We start from the raw sequence: 19,369 nt of genomic DNA on the forward strand, positions 1-19,369 counted from the left end.
TTCTGTTATGCGTCAACCTTCACTTTAGATTTGGCTGCTGTATAGCGGTTCTCAGGAATAGGCACGCCCAGGTTTTCACGTAGTGTGCTAAATTCATAATCCTGACGGTAAATACCGCGTTCCTGCAAAATAGGCACAACCAGATTTACGAAGTCATGCAGACCCGAGGGTACATCAGAACCAATGATGAATCCGTCTGCTCCTTTTCTTTCAAACCACTCCTGCACTCGATCCGCCACCTGCTCAGCGGTTCCGATAAAAGAGGTTCTCGGCGTAGCTGAACGCAACGCAACCTCGCGTAAGGTCAAATTTTGTTCCTTGGCTACTCGTTTGATTTTATCTGTACCGCTGCGGAACGCATTGCTGCCAATACCATCAAGCTCAGGGAATGGCTCATCCAGCGGATATTGTGAGAAATCATGATGATCGAAGAAACGTCCCAAATATTTTAACGCAGCCTCAATCGTCACCAGATTAGTGATCTCTTCATACTTACGTTCCGCTTCCTCCGTCGTGCTGCCAATAATCGGCGATATGCCCGGCAAAATGACAATATCCTCTTCGGATCTACCATAGCGTACCGCACGTTCTTTCACATCACGATAAAACTGCTGCGCTTCCTCTAACGTTTCATGTCCTGTAAATACAGCATCCGCTTCCTTGGCGGCCAGGTTTTTGCCATCCTCCGAGGAACCTGCCTGAAAAATAACCGGCTGTCCCTGCTTGGATCGTCCAATGTTCAGTGGGCCCTGCACAGAGAAAAACTCACCTTTATGGTTCAATGTATGCAGCTTTTCAGGATCAAAGAATACGCCGGCTTCCTTATCACGAACGAACGCATCCTCTTCCCACGAGTCCCACAGTCCTTTGGTAACCTGTAAATATTCCTCTGCAATTTTATAGCGCTGCGGATGCGACGGGTGCTCGCCTTTGCTAAAGTTAAGGGCAGAGCCTTCCAGCGGAGAAGTTACCACATTCCAGCCTGCACGACCTCCGCTAATATGATCAATGGAAGAAAACTGGCGTGCTACCGTGAACGGTTCGCTATAGGAAGTCGACAGTGTGCCGACCAGTCCGATATGCTTCGTCACCCCAGCCAAAGCGGACAGAATCGTAATTGGTTCAAAACGGTTCAGAAAGTGGGGAATAGATTTTTCGTTAATGAACAGGCCATCTGCGATAAATACGAGGTCAAACTTTCCTTCCTCTGCCTTTTGCGCCTGCGTTTTATAAAATTCAAAGTTAACACTCGCATCCGCAGGTACTTCAGGGTGACGCCAAGTCGTCATGCTTCCCCCAACACCGTGAATAATCGCACCAAATTTAATTTGTCTATTCTTAGCCATAACTCTTCCACCTCTCTTGAACATAATTGTTATCCTACGGCTATCATTTTTTTAGGGCAGCTAGGCTGCTAATGGTTTGTAGGGCAGTCTCCGCTACTTATTTTGTATAGGCAGCGGAGTAACTGATCCTTTTCCTATTGGCCTATACTACTTGATTGTAACTTTCCAGCACTTTACCCAACTCTTCCAGATCCGGGTTGAGCAGTGCTTCATATTTATTATCCCCGCCTACCTCGACGACAGGGACATAACGAATACCATATTTGGTCTCCAGCACGTCACGCAGCGCATCATTTCCGTCCACTTGGATATTTTCATACGGCTGATTTTGGGATTCCAGGTACGATTTGATCTCTCCACAAAAATGACAGCCGGTTTTACTCCACAATACAACTTTAGGTTTGGACGACATATACATACCTCCGTGAGCTTAATGTTTATAATCCCGATGAATTAAATAAGAATTATATCTATAATGTATCCTCCCCCCTCCTTTCCGTCAATCGCTTGTGCAATAGACAATGATAATTCATCGATAGAAAATTTTAATTATATATTGTATTTCATCGCTTATTGGCAGCTTGGTTATTTAAATTTAGGGGAATTGGAGTTTAAATGTGCCTTGACGCGGATATCCTTGGAATAGTAGCGTCCTTGTGGCGAAATGAAATGAGGTTGAGCAAATGCAGGATTGGGCCGAGGTTGCTATACGCACATTAATGGCTGTCGCTATATTATTTTTAATCACCAAAATTCTTGGAAAACGTCAGGTATCCCAGCTTTCCTTGTTCGAATATATAACAGGAATCACGATAGGTAACCTGGCTGCTACCATTCCTATGGAGCGTGAATCCACCTGGTATCTAGGCCTCATAGCCTTGTCAGTATGGGTACTGACAACACTTGGCATTGAATATTTGCAAATTAAAAGCAAGAAAATCAGAGATATAACAGATGGAAGGACAACAATCCTGATCAAAGACGGCAAAATTTTAGAGGATAATCTGAGAAAAGAACGGCTCACCCTGGATGAACTCATGGAGCAGCTTCGAAGCAAAAATGTATTCAAAGTATCTGACGTGGAATTTGCTCTTATGGAAACCAGTGGCGAAGTCAATGTGTTATTAACCAAAGACAAGCAGCCTGTGACACTTAAGGATCTGAATATGCAGCAATTACCGGAGAAGGAACCAACAGCAGTCATTATGGATGGACAACTTATGGAGCAACAAATGGCATATATGGGGATCACTCAACAATGGCTGGATGCCAAGCTAAAGGAAAAGAGTCTAACGGTCAAAGATGTATTTTTCGCGCAGGTGGACCCGCAAGGAGAACTGTACATTGACCAATATAGTGACAATGTACAGCTAAACAAGGTGCAGGATTCGAATCAAACCGTGCTGACTTTGCTGGAACAATGCACAACGGAGTTGCAAAAACTCGCATCTGGTTCCAGTGAGCAACAAAGAAAACATCTATATGAGCAATGCTCACAAAGCTTGAAAGAAGCTATACAGGAGATGCAGCCGGTAAATACATCTAAGTCCTGAGCACATACGCATATGCCATAAGAGTATAAGTATGGGAACTAAAAAGGAGCGTCCTTCAGCCGTTTGTGGCTTTGAAGACGCTCCTTTTTAAATTACTGTGCCGTTGTACATTTCACAGTTGCTGCTGCCTTTCATTACTTTCTGGCGCAGCGGCAGCATAACTGTAAATACCGTTCCTTCTCCCACCTTGCTGGATACAGAGATAGAGCCGGTATGCATCTCTGTTATTTTATAAGCAATGGAAAGTCCCAAACCACTGCCTCCTGCAGTTCGGGCCCGTGACTGGTCTGCTTTATAAAAACGTTCAAAAATGCGCTGCTGATCCTGTTCGTTGATGCCCTGTCCCGTATCCGCAATGCAGATAACCGCCTGATCACCGTTACTTGAAAGAGAAACAGATATGCTTCCACCCTGTGGTGTAAACTTAATGGCATTGTGAAGAAGATTCACCCAAACCTGGCCCATCAGATCCTCGTCCGCGTTGACCTCAACTATATCCACCTCAACAGTCATCTCGATTTTTTTAGCCTCCCATTGCGGTTCGCAGGCGAGAATAAGCGAAATCAGCTGCTTGTCCAGCCGATAAAGGGACGGACGAAACGGATGCCGCTCCGAATCCAGAATCGCCAGCTTCATGAGATTATCGCTTAGCTTGGATAGACGAATACACTCCGTCTCGATGATCGACAAATACCGGTCTCGCTGCTCACGATCCAGATTCTCATCCTTAAGCGCCTTGGCGAATCCGATTATCGAGGTCAGTGGTGAGCCGATTTCATGGGATACGTTCGAAATAAACTCCTCCCGCAGTTTTTCCATAGCCTTCAGATTTGCAGCCATATCATTGATACTGTCCACCAACTGTACATAAGGATGCGGCCTCCGATGTTTTCCGTTCCGCCCGCCGAGGTCCCAATCCAGATTAATGTGAAAGTCTCCTTGCGAAATACGTTTTAAAGCATCGATCATTTCGGTAAAAGCGTGCTGCTCTCTAGGTTGGATGAAGCGCCTTACCGTCATACTGAAAATACCGAAGAAGAAAAAGCCAAGCGTCGCATTAATAAGAAAGACGAACAAATCATGAAAAGCCCATGACATGCGCGAATAGATCGCCGCCGTAATAAAGTACGCGGCAGTCCAGCTGAGATACAGCACCACTAACACCAGCATGAGTCTCGCAAGGATATGGAGGAATCCCGGTTCCCGCTTCATTGCCTTACCTCCAGCCGATAACCCAATCCCCGGATCGTACTGATCCGGAAGGAGTGCCTTGCCTCCGGAAACCGTTCCCGAAGGCGCTTGATATGGACATCAACTGTTCTTTCGTCTCCCTCATAATCATAACCCCAGATCTGTTCGATCAACTGGTCGCGGGTAAAGGTTTTGCCAGGATAGCTGGCCAGCTTGAAGAGCAACTCAAACTCCTTGAGCGGCAGGGTAATCTCCTTCTCTCCAGCCCGACACTCAAATGTATCGCTGCGCAGGACAAGATCTCCGACAGTCACTGATTTTGAAGCCATGATACGATAACGTTTTAATAAAGCCTTCACGCGTGCGACAAGCACCATGGGGTCGAATGGTTTGACAAGATAGTCGTCCGTTCCGAGCGCGAAGCCTTTCACGATCTGTGACGTCTCGCCTTTGGCTGTAAGCATAAGCAGCGGCAGGTCGGTCTGCTCTCGCAGCTTACGGCACAGCTCCCAACCATCCATTCCCGGCATCATGATATCAAGAACAAGCAAATCGACCTTGATTTGATCAAAAATGCGCATCGCGTCCAAACCATCCACCGCCTCGACTACCTCCAGACCTTCCATTCTCAAAAAGTGTCCGACCAGTTCACGAATATGCGGATCATCATCAACGACTAATACACACGTCATTTCAATCCCCCCTAACTAACTCTGCCTTAAATCTCTCGTCCTCGTCAAGAAGACCGCCATCTTATGCTTTACGCATATAAGCACGCACCGTAAGCGGCGCGAAGATCGCCACAATGACTGTAGCGCCAAGCAGTGAGATCGCCAGTTCCTCGCCAATCGTTCCCGTATTCGCAAGCTCCCTGACTGCGTTCACAAGATGTGAAATCGGGTTGACGTTTACAAACCACTGTAGCCAACCAGGCATTGTGTCCACAGGCACAAATGCATTGGAAACAAAAGTGAGCGGAAACAGAACAATCATGGAGATGCCCTGTACACTGGAAGCAGTGCGGGCAATCACGCCAAAGAAGGCGAAAATCCAGCTGACTGCCCAGGAACACACGATGACCAAAAGCGCGGCGATAGCGACACTCAGCAGTCCTCCCTCTGGCCGATACCCCAAAATATACCCCATGGCGAAGGTAAGTACAGTCGCAATAGTATACCGGATACTGTCAGCCAGCAGAGCTCCAGCCAAAGGCGCAATGCGTGCGATTGGGAGTGACTTGAACCTGTCGAACACTCCTTTGTCCATATCCTCACGTAGTTGGACGCCGGTAACGACGGAGGTCGAGATCACCGTCTGCACGAGGATGCCTGGAATAATAACCGGCAAATAATGCTGCACGTCTCCTGAGATGGCGCCACCAAAGATATAGGTAAACATAAGGGTGAAAATGATTGGCTGGAGCGTGACATCAAACAATTGCTCGGGAGTATGCCGGATCTTCAGAATGCCCCGGTAGGCCATCGTCATGGAATTGAAAAACGCCTGCCTGAAACTCACAGACTTCTTCAATGTGCGATCAGAACCTGTCATAACAGTAGTACTCTTCATGCTCTCGCCCCCTCCACAGCATGCGCTCCTTGGGACGTCTGCTGTCTGTTTACTTGTGCCCCATGACCAGTGATGGACAAAAACACCTCGTCGAGCGTCGGCTTCTGCACACTCATCTCTGCTAGACGAATCTCTCCGGTACGGAGGGCGATCAGCAGGTCCGTTACCCGATCTGCGTTGGCCATCGGAGAGATAATCTTTCCAGCTTCCACTGACACGCTGGACTTAACTGAAAGCACCTGTTCAACGATCTGAACAGCTCTCTCGATGTCCTGTTGATTTTGCACTTTGAGTTGCAGAGTCGACGCCCCCACTGCCGCTTTCAGTTCATCCACCGTACCCTCAGCGACTACCCGGCCATGATCGATCACCGCGATTCGATCAGCAAGTTGATCCGCCTCGTCGAGGTACTGGGTTGTAAGCAGTACGGTGGAACCGGTCTTGACCAAACTCCGGATCGTGTCCCACATCTGGACACGCGTGCGCGGGTCTAGTCCGGTAGTCGGCTCATCCAGGAAAATCAGCGGCGGCTTGGCAATGAGACTTGCGGCCAAATCCAGCCGACGGCGCATACCTCCGGAGAAATGCTTTAGCGGTCGTTTGGCCGCTTCGGCCAAGCCAAATTCCTCCAGCAGCTCCGCTGCCTTATGACGCGCCTCGGCACGTCCCAGTCCAAGCAGTCTGGAGAAGATGATCAGGTTCTCGGTAGCGCTAAGCGACTCATCGACCGATGCGTACTGACCTGTCACTCCGATTAACTGACGCACAACCTGCGGCTCCTTTACTGCATCGTGCCCGAAGATACGGGCTGATCCCCCATCGGGCCGCAATAACGTTGACAGCATTCGGATGGTAGTCGTTTTGCCTGCTCCATTAGGACCAAGCACACCGTAGATCGTGCCAGCACGCACGTTCAAGTCGACACCGTCAACCGCCTGCTTGTCACCAAAAGCTTTTACGAGTCCCCTTGCTTCAATGGCTAAGGTCTCTTTTCTGTCTGTATAATCCACATTCATATCCTCCCTGTACGGTTTCTACAGAGAGGATAACCCACGTTTATGAACTGAATATGAATAGAACCGTTTACGTTTTCCAAAATTGTCGACGATGCCCTTCTGACAGAGAAGCCAAAGAAGTCCCATATGGGACCTCTTTGGCTTCAACTCATGGATATCTTTTTAATGGAATAATGGAATTAAACCTTTATTTCCAGATTTGGCTTCATGCTAAGCACTAACTTTGATATTGAACCTATTTACACTGTAAAAAAATAATCTCGTTCTACCTTGCTCACTCTTAACCCAAATGTTTTATACCACTCGGATTTCCCTTTTTCCTGCGCTACCTTGTGCAGCTCGTTATGTTTCCAATTTTTTATAGCGTCCAGAGACTCCCAATAGGAAACTGTAATGCCTACTCCATTGTGGTCACGAACACTTTCCACACCTAGAAAACCAGGCTGTTGGGCAGCCAGTTCCACCATTTTGTCTCCCATCACTCCGTACCCGCCATCTCCTTCCGTACGTTCAGAAGTAAAGATAGCCGCATAATAGGGCGGCCGAGGAGTTTTAGCAATTGAGTTCATATGTTCCTCCTAAAATAAAATTAAATAACCTTTCTTTAATTTGATTATAATCATAAATATTAAATAAAAAAAATGAATATATCTGATATGATGCATGAATATATTTCATAAAAAAATAGGAGTGAACACGAATTTGTTTAAATATAAGATTTTTCTTTGCGTAGTTGAAATGGGAAGTTTCACAAAGGCCGGGGAAGTTTTAAATCTTACACAATCAGCAATCAGCCATGCGATCTCTGGATTGGAACATGAACTAGGGCTGACTCTTCTGATCCGAGGTCGTTCAGGCATCAGATTGACCAATAACGGGGAAAGATTAATGAAGCGATTTAGAGAGATTGTACAAATGGACGAAAAGCTCTACCAAGAGGTAGCTTTAATTAAAGGATTGGAAATCGGAACCGTAAAGATCGGCACATTTTCAAGCGTCTCTATTCATTGGCTGCCGCGCATTCTAAAAAAATTCAATGAGCAGTTTCCTCTTATTGAAGTAAAACTGCTCGATGGGAACTACCATGAAATTGAGAGCTGGATAGTCAGTGGGGAAGCTGATTTCGGCTTTGTGAACCTACCCACGTTAGACACATTAGAGGCGTTGCCATTAAAAGAAGAAAGCATGCTTTGTCTACTTCCTTCCGATCATATTCTTGGAAAGCAAGCCTCAATTCGAGTAGAACAGCTCAGAGATGAGCCTTTCATTATGCCTGTTGCAGGCTGTGACACCGATGTAAGAAATATTTTTTCACAGCATAATATGTCACCTAAAATCAAATATGAATTAGAAGATGACCATGCGATTATGGCTATGGTGCAGAATGGCCTAGGCGTGAGTATTCTTCCTGAAATGATCCTGTCTCACATTCCTTACGACATCTCTATTCGACCTTTGGACGAAAGGCATTCCCGTACTATCGGTATCGCTACCGCTTCCTTAAAAAATGTTTCTCCAGCAGCTAAAAAATGTATGGACTTTATTACTGAATGGATCAACTAGCTTCAGCATGTCGGCCAAGGAAGCGGATTCTCAAAACTGGACCAGTCCATATCCATTTCGTTATCGTTCAGTAGACATTCATCTAGCTCTTCTTCCAAGTCCGATCGATTCATTCCGATACCTATCATGACGATTTCGTTCATGCGGTCGCCCCATTGTTCATCCCAATGGTCCAGAGCCTCAGGGTCGGCTGCGACGATCTCCTGCCGTTCTTCTTCTGATAACGCAGCAAGCCAGCTTCCCGCAGGGCCAAATTGAATAGATGGTCCTGCCTGGCTAATACTCGCTGCCCAATCCTGCGGGGTTGCAATCCAGGCCAAACCTTTGGCGCGAACGACCTCCTCCGGCCAGTAGTTCATAAATTCAGCCAATCTCGCAGGATGAAATGGTCTTCTACGGCGATATACAAAGGAATTGATCCCATATTCGTCCGTTTCCGGTGTATGGCTTTCAAGCTCCAACTCACGAATCCATCCAGCGGATTGACTAGCCTTGTCAAAATTGAACAGCCCTGTATTCAAAATGTCCGAAGGAGCGACCTTTCCCTTGGAAGTACGAATGATTCGGGCTTCAGGCTGTAATCTCCGCAGCACACCCTCCAGCTTGTCCAGCTCCGCAGGCTGAACCAGATCGCACTTATTCAGAATCAATACATCACAGGTTTCAATCTGGTCAATCAGCAAGTCCGAGATATCACGCGTGTCGTCTTCACCAGTAGCCTGCCTGCGATCCAGTAGCGTTTCTCCCGATTCAAAATCATGCCAGAAACGGTTCGCATCGACTACGGTCACCATGCAATCCAGTTTTGCCAGCGAAGCCAAATCAATGCCAGTTCCTTTATCAACGTATGTAAAAGTTTGAGCGATTGGCACGGGTTCACTGATGCCTGTAGATTCGATTAAAATATAATCAAAATCGCCTTGTTCCGTCAGCTTCTTGACCTCCAGCAATAAATCTTCACGCAATGTGCAGCAAATACAACCATTTGACAACTCGACCAGTTTTTCTTCTGTTCTGGACAAGCCGCCCTCTTTTTTAACCAGCTCAGCATCTATATTCACTTCACTCATGTCATTGACGATGACTGCCACTTTCATTCCGTCCCGATTGTTTAATACATGATTCAAAATCGTTGTTTTTCCTGCACCCAAATATCCGCTCAACACTGTTACCGGTATTGCTTTCTTATTCATCGCTGTTACGCTCCCTTGAATATTGGCTTTTCATTTTCATTCTTTTTTAAATCGTAATAATTACTATTAACATTAACTTTCAGTAATATACAGCATCCCTCTTACCTTGTCAACTGTAAGAAACTCTTGAATTGAATGATCTAAAGTTATTAATATGAGAAATAACGATACTTAAAGAATTAGGTGAATGCTATGCGCTCAATCTGGTTAGGTGTGTTGGCGGCTTTCTTTTTTGCTTTTACATTTGTTCTGAACCGGTCTATGGAGCTGTCTGGCGGGAGCTGGATCTGGAGTGCTTCATTGCGATATCTGTTTATGGTTCCTATTCTAGTCGTCATTGTGATGACCCAACAAAAGCTTAAGCCTCTTTGGAAAGTCATGAAGGAACAACCAGGAACGTGGTTGTGGTGGAGCTTCATCGGATTTGGCTTATTTTATGCTCCGTTATGCTTCGCATCGGCTTATTCACCAGGGTGGTTGATCGCGGGAACCTGGCAAATTACCATCATTTCTGGTTCTTTGCTTGTCCCTTTATTTGCTGAGGTTGTCCAAACGGAGAACGGCCCTGTCAAAATACGAGGAAAAATCCCCCTCCAGGGACTGTTGATGTCTCTCGTTATTTTAATCGGCATTATTGTTATGCAAGTCGAACAGTCGCAATCCATTTCTACCCAAGATTTTTTATTCGGTATTCTGCCTGTCATACTCGCCTCATTCGCTTATCCATTAGGTAATCGTAAAATGATGGAAGTCTGTGCAGGACGATTGGATGCCTATCAGCGTGTGCTCGGGATGACATTAGCCAGCTTACCCTTCTGGTTATTGCTTTCGTTATATGGAGTTTTCAGCGCGGGAATGCCAAGTAAGGATCAGACGATACAGTCTGCTTTGGTGGCTGTGTTTTCAGGGGTGATCGCTACGGTTTTATTTTTTAAAGCTACAGATCAGGTTCGTGGAAATATGCAAAAGCTGGCGACCGTAGAAGCAACACAATCTCTGGAAGTTCTTTTTGCATTAATGGGAGAATTAATCTTTTTGTCTATCCCCATGCCGTCTCCTTTATCATGGATGGGTATGTTCATCGTCATCCTCGGCATGATTCTACACAGTTATGTAACACATCATAAGAAAACCACTCAGAAAATCATATCTAAAAAGATAGATCCCATTTAGCGCATATTTATTCTTGTTACGGTCGTTCAAGTGTGGATCAGGCACCAGAAAAAAAGCAGCAGATCAAAGAGGAAGCTCCTGATCTGCTGCTTTTTTGCCGATTATTTCTCACAAAGAATGATGTTTTATTACGAGTACGAAGTATTATTTACCAAGCGTAGGCTTCTGGCGCAGGTTTTCCTGGACCGGGGAAAATCTCATTCAGCTTGGCAAGCACATCTTCGCTCAATTTGACCTCAGGTACCCGTAGAGCATCCTCTAACTGTTCTAAGGTCCGTGGTCCGATAATTGGAGCCGTTACGGCCGGATGGGACAGTACCCAAGCCAGTGCAATCACGTCTTCCTTTTCACCCAGCTCGCGGGACAATGCTGCAAATTGCTCCAGCTTCGCACGATTCTGCTCCACCTTTTCTTTGGCGCGTGCGCTGCGAGAACCAGTACCTGCTAACGCATTCCGTCCCAACAGTCCGCCGGCCAGCGGGCTCCATGGGATCACACCCAGACCCAGCTCTTGAGCTGCTGGTAATACTTCAAGCTCGGCGGAACGTTCGTTCAGGTTGTACAAATGCTGCTCGGATACAAGCCCCAGAAAACGCCGTGCCTTCGCTTCTGCCTGCGCCACCGCAATATGCCAGCCTGCAAAATTACTGGAACCGATATAATCAACTTGTCCCCGATCCACCACGGACTCAAATACGCCCCACAGTTCATCCCATGACACATTTCGGTCAATGTGATGCATTTGATATAGCTCTACATGGTCGGTTTGAAGACGTTTCAGCGACGCATCCAAATGACGGCGAATTTTGTAAGCAGACAAGCCTGATCCTGCATTGGGTCCGTCATGTTCATTTTTCATGTCTCCGTATACCTTCGTTGCCAACACGACCTTCTCGCGTCTTCCGCCGCCCTGCTGGAACCAACGTCCGATAATTTCCTCTGTCCAACCTTTACGATCATGGCCATATACATTAGCCGTATCAAAAAAGTTAATGCCCGCATCCAGTGCGGCATCCATAATTTTAAACGCATCCTTTTCTTCGGTTTCCGGTCCGAAATTCATCGTCCCCAGACATAACCGACTAACCTTCAAGCCTGACTTTCCTAAGTATGAATACTCCATACTGCTTCCCGCCTTTGCCTAAGGATTTTAAAATTCCGCAAAATTACATGCCAAAAAAGACCATACTCCGTTTATTCACCAGAAAAAACCACATTGAAACAACCCCAAATGCAATTTAAGGTTGGATAGCGCATGCAAAAAAGCCCCACGCACCGCCGAAGCAGCAAGCGCGAGGCATCTCCTACCATACTACCTACTCCATATGAAAAAATAGTGACTTTACGGCGGTTGCAGCGGAGCGGAGAATTTGAATCTGGAGAAGCGAAGCGTTCGCCTTTGCCATGGGATTTTTACCTTGTCATGTCCTAATCCAAAGAATCCCGTGGCAACAGCGATCGTAAGATCAAATCCTTCGCGGAGCGGCTCACTTCAGCCACCGTAACTCATTCTTTTTTTACAATCAAGGAATCAATTTCGTTTCTTTTGCTCGCTCGGCCATTTTTTTCGTATGCTTGCTGAGCGGCTTCTTAAACACCAATCCAAACAGGAAGCAAACACCGATAAATACAAACAGCATCACCACATCTCGTATCACCGTTGAAGGCAACATCCCTCCTACTGTCTCTCGTAACAGACTAACCGCATAGGTGAATGGTACGAACGGATTCAGCGCCTGAAAAAACGGTGTACTCGTCGCAATCGGGAATGTCCCTCCTGAACTGGAGAATTGAAGCACCAGCAGGATGACTGCCAGTCCCTTGCCGATATTGCCGAACACAGAAACTAGTGTATAGGTCATCGCCGTAAACACCAGACTGATCAGCATAGACGATAGTACAAAAGCTACTTTGGCATCCACATACGCCCCGAGCAGGAACAAGTCACCGAGAGATACGCTCAGCGCTTGAAAAATGCCAATCGTGGAGAATGTCATAAGCCGTCCGAAATACACTTGGTAGCTTTTAAATTGTCCTTCCGGGTCATCCACATCTACCCTGAACATGGAGACCAGTAGCATCGCACCTACCCAAATCGACAATGTAGTGTAAAAAGGTGACATCGCAGAACCATAGTTGGGAATTGGGTATATCCGCTCCTGCTTCAACGATACCGGACTGCCGAGAAAATCACTTTCCTTTTTCACATCCCCCTTTAACAATGCAATAGCGCGTCCGAGTGCATTTTCGCCCTTAAGCTTGCGAATTGTGTCTGCAGCCTGACGTATGGAATCCTCGGCAGCTGGAAGATCGGTCCTTACAAAATTGGCTACTTGGTGTACCGCTTTTTCAGCTTCAGGAAATTTATTTTCAATTAAATCAGCCATTTTGACAAACTGTTGTTCCGCTTTAGGCAAATCATTACGCACAAAATCTGCTGCCTGATGAATTTTATTTTTAACCGCTGGCAAATCGTTATTTACAAAGTCTGCCGCTTTGTTCACAGCATTCGTAAACTCGCCCATGCGCCCCTGAATCGTCGTCGCCGCTTCATGCAGTTTTTGACGGTATTGTGGCAGATCCTGCTGGAGACGTGTTAGCTCTTGCTGACCGAATTCTGCTGCAGCCTGTGCGTCATTTAATAGCTTTTCAATATTCGGTAGCTGCTCTTGAGCTGTAGTCAGCACATTGGCAGAATTGCGGGCAACGGATTTGATCTGATCCAGCGCCTTTTGAATGGCGGGTGCATACTCCGTATCATAATTGCCCAAAATGCTGTCAATTCCGCTACTGATTTCTCCTGCAAGGCGATCAGTGTCATCCAGCAGATTTTGCGCAGGCTTTTCGCCGCGCTGAATGGCATCCCCGATGCTAGTTACTGTGCTATTCAGACGACGGAAACGATCCTCTACCCCGCTCACACGGGAAATAAGTGAATCCAGAGGTTGACTTGGCAAGTATCCGTTCACACGCTTCAGCAATTGAGAAATATGATCCAACACTCCCACGGCAGTTGTCAGCCTACCGCTGACACGATTCACCGCAGCTTGTGCTGCTTTAGGATCAAAATCCACACCACGAACAATGTCTGTAATCTGAGAAACTTCATTCGCGATTTGTTGTACCAGTTGTAAGTCTTCTTTAACTACTGTACCAATCGAATCAAGCGCACCCTCGTTTTTGTCCAGAAATTCGAGTAAACCGGTTGTAAAATCCTTGCCTGTGTCCGCTATTTTCTGTACTTCTGGCAGTGCTTTCTGGGCAGCATTAATGACTTTAAGAGCCGTTTGCGTGTCCTCTAGGGCTGTGGCCAGTGCGCTTTCTACCTTGCTGAAATTTTGATCTAGTTCAACAATTCGATCACCGGCCTTTTGAATATCAGGTAGTCTTTTTTGGATATCCAAAATAACAGCGGCTACCTTGTCCAGCTCAGGCATGTTTTTGTCAATTTTGAGCACCAGGTCACCGGCACGGTTAATTTCAGGAATTTTCTCCTTCAATGCAATGATCTTTTGTCCCTGTGCCTTTATTTTCGGCAAATTTCGCTCCAGTTCCAATGCCTGTTTGCCCAACCTTTCGATATCCGGCAATCGATTATTCAGCTCCAACACCCGGTTCTCAATATTACGAATCGTCGGGAGCTCCTCCTCCAGCCTGACTCCGGCTTCCTTCAACTTCGTCAATACCGCCTGGCTGGCAGTTTCAATAAAGTTTTGGCTAATCTGGTTCGTCAGAGAGGTTGCCCCCGAAGATGTAATTTTCGGAGCTACTGCATTAATTTTTTCATTTACGGCGTAATCAATTTCCGGCTTTTGCGGATTTTCCGTCAGCACACTCGTAATTTTCTCTGAAAAATCTTTCGGGATCAGCAGGCTGGCATAATAATCACCATTCAACACACCTTTTCGTGCTTCCGCTTCATTGACAAAAGTCCAACCCAGCTTCTTGTTATTTTGAAGGTTATGCAAAACCTCATCGCCGATATTAATCTTTTTACCATTCACTTCTGCACCCTGATCTTGGCTGGTTACTGCAATTTTAATCCCAGATGTATTCGCATACGGATCCCACATCGCTTTCAAATTCACCCATGCATAGACAGAAGGCAAAAGAATGATGCCAATGACTAATAAAGTCCCGGTCGATACTTTGAATACATTTCTCCAGTCTGTTAAGTAGATTTGCCATATCTTCCGCAACTTCATCACTCCTTGTATGTACATTAACCTGTCGTCCATTGTTGTATGCACACGTATTGTAAACGATTCGAGCGAATGAAGCCAATCCTGTTACAAAATATGTCAAAAGCGTATGCCTCTTATAGAGATCATACGCTTTTCAATAAAATCATTCTGCTTAATTTCGAACTCCATTCGCGGGCATAGCCTCTAGGGAATAAAATGCTCCTTTTTTATTGATTTTTCCCACCACAGTAACTGCGCCTTTTTGGGAGAACGTATACTCGTTATCCTTAATTTTTACGGTATATCCTTTTAGGTTAATTCCAAAAAGAGATTGCACTTTCGACTTCGCGGCTGAAAGAGCCTGAGTTTGGCTGAGCTTTGGCTTAGCGAATGCTTTGACAAAATCCTTTTCCCCCGTCCAATCCATGCCAAGCTCGTTTTTTACGGCCCACACTTTACCAGTTTTCACCCCAATCAACACGTTGTTTAACTCATTATCGTCCCGGAAATTCCAAACGGTATCATTGCCTTCATGCTGACGAAACACATATTCAAACGGATTGCTCGAAGCAATACCAACTGTTTTAAGCGAACGATTCGCTTTGTTGGACAGTGAAGCTTTAACGTCTTTAAGCGAATACATTATGCTAGCCGTTATTTTATTTCCTTGATCAAGGTCAATGTAGAGACTCTGGTCATGCCCCCATAGCACCCAATAATTTTTGAGTTCTCCTTCGTCATCCGGTGAATATACACGCCAGACAGCATCCGTTTTAAACACTCCATCAGAATCAAATGTTTTCAGGAACGATGCAACCTTGCTGCGTAGATTATTGTCCATAACTTTGTTGAGATCAGCCGCATCATAAATAATGCTGGTGGATTGCACGATTCCCTTTTTGGAATCGTAATTTTGGATGAAATCAGCATTAGCTGTCCCGCTCAAAGTACCGTTTACCGTCCATGAGTCAAAAGCAGTATCAGCGCTTGTAAACTTTATTGTTTGTTTCCCCGCTAATGTGTTCAGCACATCTGTTAAACGCTTAGTGGCGGTTGGGTCCAAGTTAACAGAAGTTTGTGCGTTTTGAGCTATGGCAGCGGCGGGCTGCTGTGCCCATGCAACTGGAGCCGTTCCCAAAAGCATGGATATTGCCGCAACTGTTGCAGTGATAGAATTCCATTTTTTCATGGGGCAATTCCTCCTGATGTCTCAAAAGAGACTTAAAAGAATGGATACATATATTCCTTAGACGTAATACAAAAATAAAAGTTGCTTGCCCCAACTCAAAGAAGCCCTTCGGACCTAATAAATAGGCTCGAAGAGCTTCTTTCTTATGCATCGTTATCCATTCTTCAGCAGTCTGGCCGCCGAAAATGCTGCACCATGACGCAACTTCCGCTTTTCCAACCGTTTGTGCAGCGAACGATTATACAGAACCTGAATGACAAAATACGAGATAATGCCCAGCACCACACCGAAAATCGACATGCCGATCAGGATGTGCAAGCCTCCGTGCAGCAAGTCTCTGAATACAGACCAGTTGCCGTGAAACAGCTCCATAAAAGAATGCTCGTGAAGTCGTCCGCCCCTGACATGTACCGGATAATGGGATGGATAAATCCAAGCCCCCACTTGCTTGGCGAATGGCATCAGTACAATTGGCAAAAAGGTCAGTTTACCTACAACGTTACCCACAATGGCCGCAGGCAACGAGCCGCCGGACAGACGAACAATCGGATAAAAAACAAGGTATACCAGAGAAGCCGTGGAAATCACAATCATCTCCAGCGCAAAGCCAATGGCGAAGCCCAAAGAGATCTTTTTAACTCCACCAGGGGCGCGCAATAGCTTGATGAAATTCAGCCGAATCGCACGCCATATATTTTGAAACATATTATATTTCTTCTTCGATTTATGAGGTTTGAGCCTTTTCGGATTGAGCTTTATCAATAGGAGGACTCCTTCAACAGTACAATTCAAGTTCAGGAATGAGTATATACAGTTCCCATCCTTACTTATGTCTATACTGTCATTATAACCCTCAGCGTTCGAAAAGCAATGTTATTCCGCCTGTTTCGCCGTTTTAGGACAGAATTCGCTTGTTGACATCGTTTTGGAGAGGCACAATGTCCCAAATCTCAGCCGCGTACTGCTGAATCGTACAATCACTAGAAAATTTACCGGAGTGTGCCATATTGACAATAGCACGCCGAGTCCACTCCGAGGGATTCCGATACACTTGTTCAATATGAACCTGTGTATCCACATAGGGTGCGAAGTCCTTGAGCACAAAGTATTCATCATTATGATCAATCAGGGATTGATAAATGGCCTCAAATTCCCGTTCATGCCGCGTAAAAGGAGCATCGTTCACGAGTTGATCCAACACTTCACGCAGTCTTTCGTCACTATTGGCTGTTTTGCGCGCCGAATACTGGCCGTCCCGGTAATATGCCTCGATCTGATCCACCTTCAATCCAAAAATGAACATGTTGGCATCCCCTACCATTTCATGCATTTCAACATTGGCTCCGTCCAATGTACCTATTGTGAGCGCACCGTTCATCATAAATTTCATGTTCCCTGTGCCTGAGGCTTCCTTGCCTGCCGTGGAAATCTGCTCACTGACATCCGCCGCAGGAATAATCAGCTCCGCTAGCGAGACCGAATAATTTTCAAGGAAAACGACTTTCAGCTTGTCCTTGACATCTACATCCCGATTGATCGTGTCCGCCACGTTGTTAATAAGCTTGATCGTCTGTTTGGCGAGAAAATAACCGGGGGCGGCTTTGGCTCCAAAAACAAACGTGCGTGGCGTCACATCCAGGCCAGGATTACTTTTAAGCTGACTGTATAAATGCATCACATGCAAAATGTTGAGCAGCTGTCGCTTATAACCATGTAACCGTTTGACCTGTACATCAAAAATGGAGGACGTATCCAGTCGTACTCCCTGTTTTGCAAAAACATGCTCAGCGAGCCTGACTTTATTATTTCGCTTAATCGCCTGTATCCGTTCTTTGAACGACTCGTCCCCACTGTAACGAAGCAGGTCGATGAGCTCCCTTGGACGGGTCCTCCAACGTGTGCCGATGGTCTCATCGTACAAGCTTGCCAGCTCCGGGTTGGCGTGCATCAGCCAGCGGCGATGGGCAATCCCGTTTGTTTTATTATTAAAACGGTCAGGGTACAGCTCGTGAAACGACTTCATCTCTCGTTCCTTTAATATTTGCGTATGCAGCGCAGCCACCCCATTAACGCTGTAGCTGCCGACGATTGCCAAGTGAGCCATACGGATTTGTTCACCATGAATAATCGCCATTTCACCAATTTTGATGTCCTGGCCTGGGTAACGCTCCAGTAGCATAGCGCAATAACGTTTGTTAATTTCTTCAATGATCAAGGAAATACGAGGTAGCAGCTCCCGTACCATATTGACAGGCCATTGTTCCAGCGCCTCACTTAATATCGTATGATTCGTATATGAAACGGTTCGTGTCGTAATATCCCATGCTTCGTCCCAGCCCAAGCCCTTCACGTCCATCAGAATACGCATCAGTTCCGGTATAACCAGCGTCGGATGTGTATCGTTAATGTGCAGTGCTATTTTATCGGGCAACTGGGCGTAAGGTAAACGAAGCTTCTCGAACGTACGCAAAATACTTTGCAGGCCGGCCGAGCACAGGAAATACTGCTGCTTCAAGCGAAGCAGCTTCCCCTCATAATTGGAGTCATCCGGATATAGAAATGCCGAGATGGATTCCACCGATCGATTGTAGTCGAGAAAGCGGTAATAACCGCCCTCGCCTCGAATCGGTCCTCGAACGGGATCAAGCGCTGATTCCGCACTCCAAATCCGCAGCGTATTCACCTGCGCATGACCATAGCCTACCAGCGGAATATCGTAAGGGACAGCCCAGACTGTTTCGGTATCCTGTGTCTCGAATACAAGACGTCCCTCCTGTTCACGGGTTTCCACTCTTCCCCAAAAATGAACCTCGACCTTTTTGTCAGGACGGCGTTCCTCCCAGACATTCCCTTTCTGTAGCCAGTAGTCCGGCAGTTCAACCTGATTGCCGTCCACAATACGCTGTTCAAACAGACCATATTTATATCGGATACCGCAACCATGTCCTGCATAGCCAAGGGATGCCAGCGAGTCCATGAAGCAAGCCGCCAGACGGCCGAGGCCACCATTGCCTAGCCCCGCGTCCGCCTCCTGTTCTTCAATTTCCTCCAGATCCCAGCCCAGTTCACCCAATGCCTGCCGAACCATATCCAGTACGCCCAAATTCAACAGATTACTGCCCAATAGACGACCTATCAAAAATTCCAGTGAAAAATAATAAATCTGCTTCTCTTGTCCTTCTTTGTAGGCTTGGTTCGTTTCTGCCCAATTCTTGCCGACTTGTTCACGAATCATGCCACCCAAAACCTTATATACGTCTTCCGACTGAGCCTCCTGCATCGGTTTGCCCAGCCTTCCGACCAGTTGCTCTCGAAAAGCCTGCTTAAATGCTTCTTTATTGCTGAACAAAGTTGTACCTCCTGTTATTTCCGTTTTAATGGCTAAGTATATC

Annotated in this window: 16 protein-coding genes; 3 read left to right on the top strand and 13 right to left on the bottom strand. The window is 46.2% G+C overall.

From position 1 onward, the window contains the following. Positions 1 to 5: 5 nt before the first annotated feature. Together MKX59_RS16585 and MKX59_RS16590 are read right to left on the bottom strand one after the other, a co-directional pair. On the bottom strand, positions 6 to 1,346 hold the full coding sequence (locus tag MKX59_RS16585) for an LLM class flavin-dependent oxidoreductase (RefSeq protein ID WP_023988352.1): 1,341 nt from the start codon (positions 1,344 to 1,346) through the stop codon (positions 6 to 8). 142 nt (positions 1,347 to 1,488) lie between these two features. Beyond that, the gene (locus MKX59_RS16590) at positions 1,489 to 1,758 is read right to left on the bottom strand and encodes a glutaredoxin family protein (protein ID WP_023988351.1); all 270 of its coding nucleotides are present in this window, start codon (positions 1,756 to 1,758) and stop codon (positions 1,489 to 1,491) included. A gap of 271 nt (positions 1,759 to 2,029) precedes the next feature. Between MKX59_RS16590 and MKX59_RS16595 the strand changes: the two genes are divergently transcribed. Next, positions 2,030 to 2,899 carry a DUF421 domain-containing protein gene (locus MKX59_RS16595; protein WP_103744835.1) on the top strand — a complete coding sequence of 290 codons (870 nt, stop codon included), beginning with the start codon at positions 2,030 to 2,032 and terminating at the stop codon, positions 2,897 to 2,899. A gap of 87 nt (positions 2,900 to 2,986) precedes the next feature. Here the strand turns inward: MKX59_RS16595 and MKX59_RS16600 are convergent, their stop codons facing one another. The 5 genes from MKX59_RS16600 to MKX59_RS16620 form a co-directional block, all read right to left on the bottom strand. Further along, positions 2,987 to 4,111 carry a sensor histidine kinase gene (locus tag MKX59_RS16600; protein WP_023988349.1) on the bottom strand — a complete coding sequence of 375 codons (1,125 nt, stop codon included), beginning with the start codon at positions 4,109 to 4,111 and terminating at the stop codon, positions 2,987 to 2,989. Further along, positions 4,108 to 4,782: a response regulator transcription factor gene (locus MKX59_RS16605; protein ID WP_023988348.1), complete on the bottom strand. Its 675-nt coding sequence runs from the start codon at positions 4,780 to 4,782 to the stop codon at positions 4,108 to 4,110. Before MKX59_RS16605 ends, MKX59_RS16600 begins: the two co-directional genes overlap by 4 nt. A 61-nt stretch (positions 4,783 to 4,843) precedes the next feature. Further along, entirely contained in the window at positions 4,844 to 5,659 is an 816-nt protein-coding gene (locus MKX59_RS16610; RefSeq protein WP_028542381.1) for an ABC transporter permease, read from the bottom strand. Then, positions 5,656 to 6,675 (bottom strand): daunorubicin/doxorubicin resistance ABC transporter ATP-binding protein DrrA, encoded by a 1,020-nt coding sequence (locus tag MKX59_RS16615; RefSeq protein WP_023988346.1) that lies wholly within the window; start codon positions 6,673 to 6,675, stop codon positions 5,656 to 5,658. Before MKX59_RS16615 ends, MKX59_RS16610 begins: the two co-directional genes overlap by 4 nt. Positions 6,676 to 6,914: 239 nt before the next feature. Further along, positions 6,915 to 7,244: an antibiotic biosynthesis monooxygenase family protein gene (locus MKX59_RS16620; RefSeq protein WP_025722950.1), complete on the bottom strand. Its 330-nt coding sequence runs from the start codon at positions 7,242 to 7,244 to the stop codon at positions 6,915 to 6,917. A gap of 94 nt (positions 7,245 to 7,338) precedes the next feature. Here MKX59_RS16620 and MKX59_RS16625 point away from each other — a divergent pair, with 94 nt between their 5' ends. Next, on the top strand, positions 7,339 to 8,238 hold the full coding sequence (locus MKX59_RS16625; RefSeq protein ID WP_071558822.1) for a LysR family transcriptional regulator: 900 nt from the start codon (positions 7,339 to 7,341) through the stop codon (positions 8,236 to 8,238). Positions 8,239 to 8,240: 2 nt separating this feature from the next. Here the strand turns inward: MKX59_RS16625 and MKX59_RS16630 are convergent, their stop codons facing one another. Beyond that, complete coding sequence (locus MKX59_RS16630; protein ID WP_023988343.1) at positions 8,241 to 9,431, bottom strand: GTP-binding protein; 1,191 nt, start codon at positions 9,429 to 9,431, stop codon at positions 8,241 to 8,243. A 192-nt stretch (positions 9,432 to 9,623) separates the two neighbouring features. Here MKX59_RS16630 and MKX59_RS16635 point away from each other — a divergent pair, with 192 nt between their 5' ends. Then, entirely contained in the window at positions 9,624 to 10,604 is a 981-nt protein-coding gene (locus tag MKX59_RS16635; protein ID WP_023988342.1) for a DMT family transporter, read from the top strand. A gap of 148 nt (positions 10,605 to 10,752) precedes the next feature. Here the strand turns inward: MKX59_RS16635 and MKX59_RS16640 are convergent, their stop codons facing one another. The 5 genes from MKX59_RS16640 to MKX59_RS16660 all read right to left on the bottom strand — a co-directional run bounded on the left by MKX59_RS16640 (position 10,753) and on the right by MKX59_RS16660 (position 19,326). Then, positions 10,753 to 11,727, bottom strand: a complete 975-nt coding sequence (locus MKX59_RS16640) for an aldo/keto reductase (protein WP_023988341.1) — start codon at positions 11,725 to 11,727, stop codon at positions 10,753 to 10,755. Between the two features lie 400 nt (positions 11,728 to 12,127). Beyond that, complete coding sequence (locus MKX59_RS16645; protein ID WP_340858599.1) at positions 12,128 to 14,803, bottom strand: YhgE/Pip domain-containing protein; 2,676 nt, start codon at positions 14,801 to 14,803, stop codon at positions 12,128 to 12,130. Positions 14,804 to 14,960: 157 nt separating this feature from the next. Further along, positions 14,961 to 15,977, bottom strand: a complete 1,017-nt coding sequence (locus MKX59_RS16650) for a hypothetical protein (RefSeq protein ID WP_023988339.1) — start codon at positions 15,975 to 15,977, stop codon at positions 14,961 to 14,963. A gap of 153 nt (positions 15,978 to 16,130) precedes the next feature. Next, positions 16,131 to 16,682, bottom strand: a complete 552-nt coding sequence (locus tag MKX59_RS16655) for a DUF2062 domain-containing protein (RefSeq protein WP_028542387.1) — start codon at positions 16,680 to 16,682, stop codon at positions 16,131 to 16,133. A 190-nt stretch (positions 16,683 to 16,872) separates the two neighbouring features. Continuing rightward, positions 16,873 to 19,326 (bottom strand): glycogen/starch/alpha-glucan phosphorylase, encoded by a 2,454-nt coding sequence (locus MKX59_RS16660; RefSeq protein WP_340858602.1) that lies wholly within the window; start codon positions 19,324 to 19,326, stop codon positions 16,873 to 16,875. Between the last annotated feature and the right edge of the window lie 43 nt (positions 19,327 to 19,369).

It is taken from the genome of Paenibacillus sp. FSL R7-0340, from assembly GCF_038002205.1.
GTDB classification, from domain to species: Bacteria; Bacillota; Bacilli; order Paenibacillales; family Paenibacillaceae; genus Paenibacillus; species Paenibacillus polymyxa_B.

Coding starts and splice junctions, on each gene's coding strand:
- MKX59_RS16585 (WP_023988352.1), bottom strand. CDS start 1,346: ATGGCTAAGAATAGACAAATTAAATTTGGTGCGATTATTCACGGTGTT.
- MKX59_RS16590 (WP_023988351.1), bottom strand. CDS start 1,758: ATGTCGTCCAAACCTAAAGTTGTATTGTGGAGTAAAACCGGCTGTCAT.
- MKX59_RS16595 (WP_103744835.1), top strand. CDS start 2,030: ATGCAGGATTGGGCCGAGGTTGCTATACGCACATTAATGGCTGTCGCT.
- MKX59_RS16600 (WP_023988349.1), bottom strand. CDS start 4,111: ATGAAGCGGGAACCGGGATTCCTCCATATCCTTGCGAGACTCATGCTG.
- MKX59_RS16605 (WP_023988348.1), bottom strand. CDS start 4,782: ATGACGTGTGTATTAGTCGTTGATGATGATCCGCATATTCGTGAACTG.
- MKX59_RS16610 (WP_028542381.1), bottom strand. CDS start 5,659: ATGAAGAGTACTACTGTTATGACAGGTTCTGATCGCACATTGAAGAAG.
- MKX59_RS16615 (WP_023988346.1), bottom strand. CDS start 6,675: ATGAATGTGGATTATACAGACAGAAAAGAGACCTTAGCCATTGAAGCA.
- MKX59_RS16620 (WP_025722950.1), bottom strand. CDS start 7,244: ATGAACTCAATTGCTAAAACTCCTCGGCCGCCCTATTATGCGGCTATC.
- MKX59_RS16625 (WP_071558822.1), top strand. CDS start 7,339: ATGAATATATTTCATAAAAAAATAGGAGTGAACACGAATTTGTTTAAA.
- MKX59_RS16630 (WP_023988343.1), bottom strand. CDS start 9,431: ATGAATAAGAAAGCAATACCGGTAACAGTGTTGAGCGGATATTTGGGT.
- MKX59_RS16635 (WP_023988342.1), top strand. CDS start 9,624: ATGCGCTCAATCTGGTTAGGTGTGTTGGCGGCTTTCTTTTTTGCTTTT.
- MKX59_RS16640 (WP_023988341.1), bottom strand. CDS start 11,727: ATGGAGTATTCATACTTAGGAAAGTCAGGCTTGAAGGTTAGTCGGTTA.
- MKX59_RS16650 (WP_023988339.1), bottom strand. CDS start 15,977: ATGAAAAAATGGAATTCTATCACTGCAACAGTTGCGGCAATATCCATG.
- MKX59_RS16655 (WP_028542387.1), bottom strand. CDS start 16,682: ATGTTTCAAAATATATGGCGTGCGATTCGGCTGAATTTCATCAAGCTA.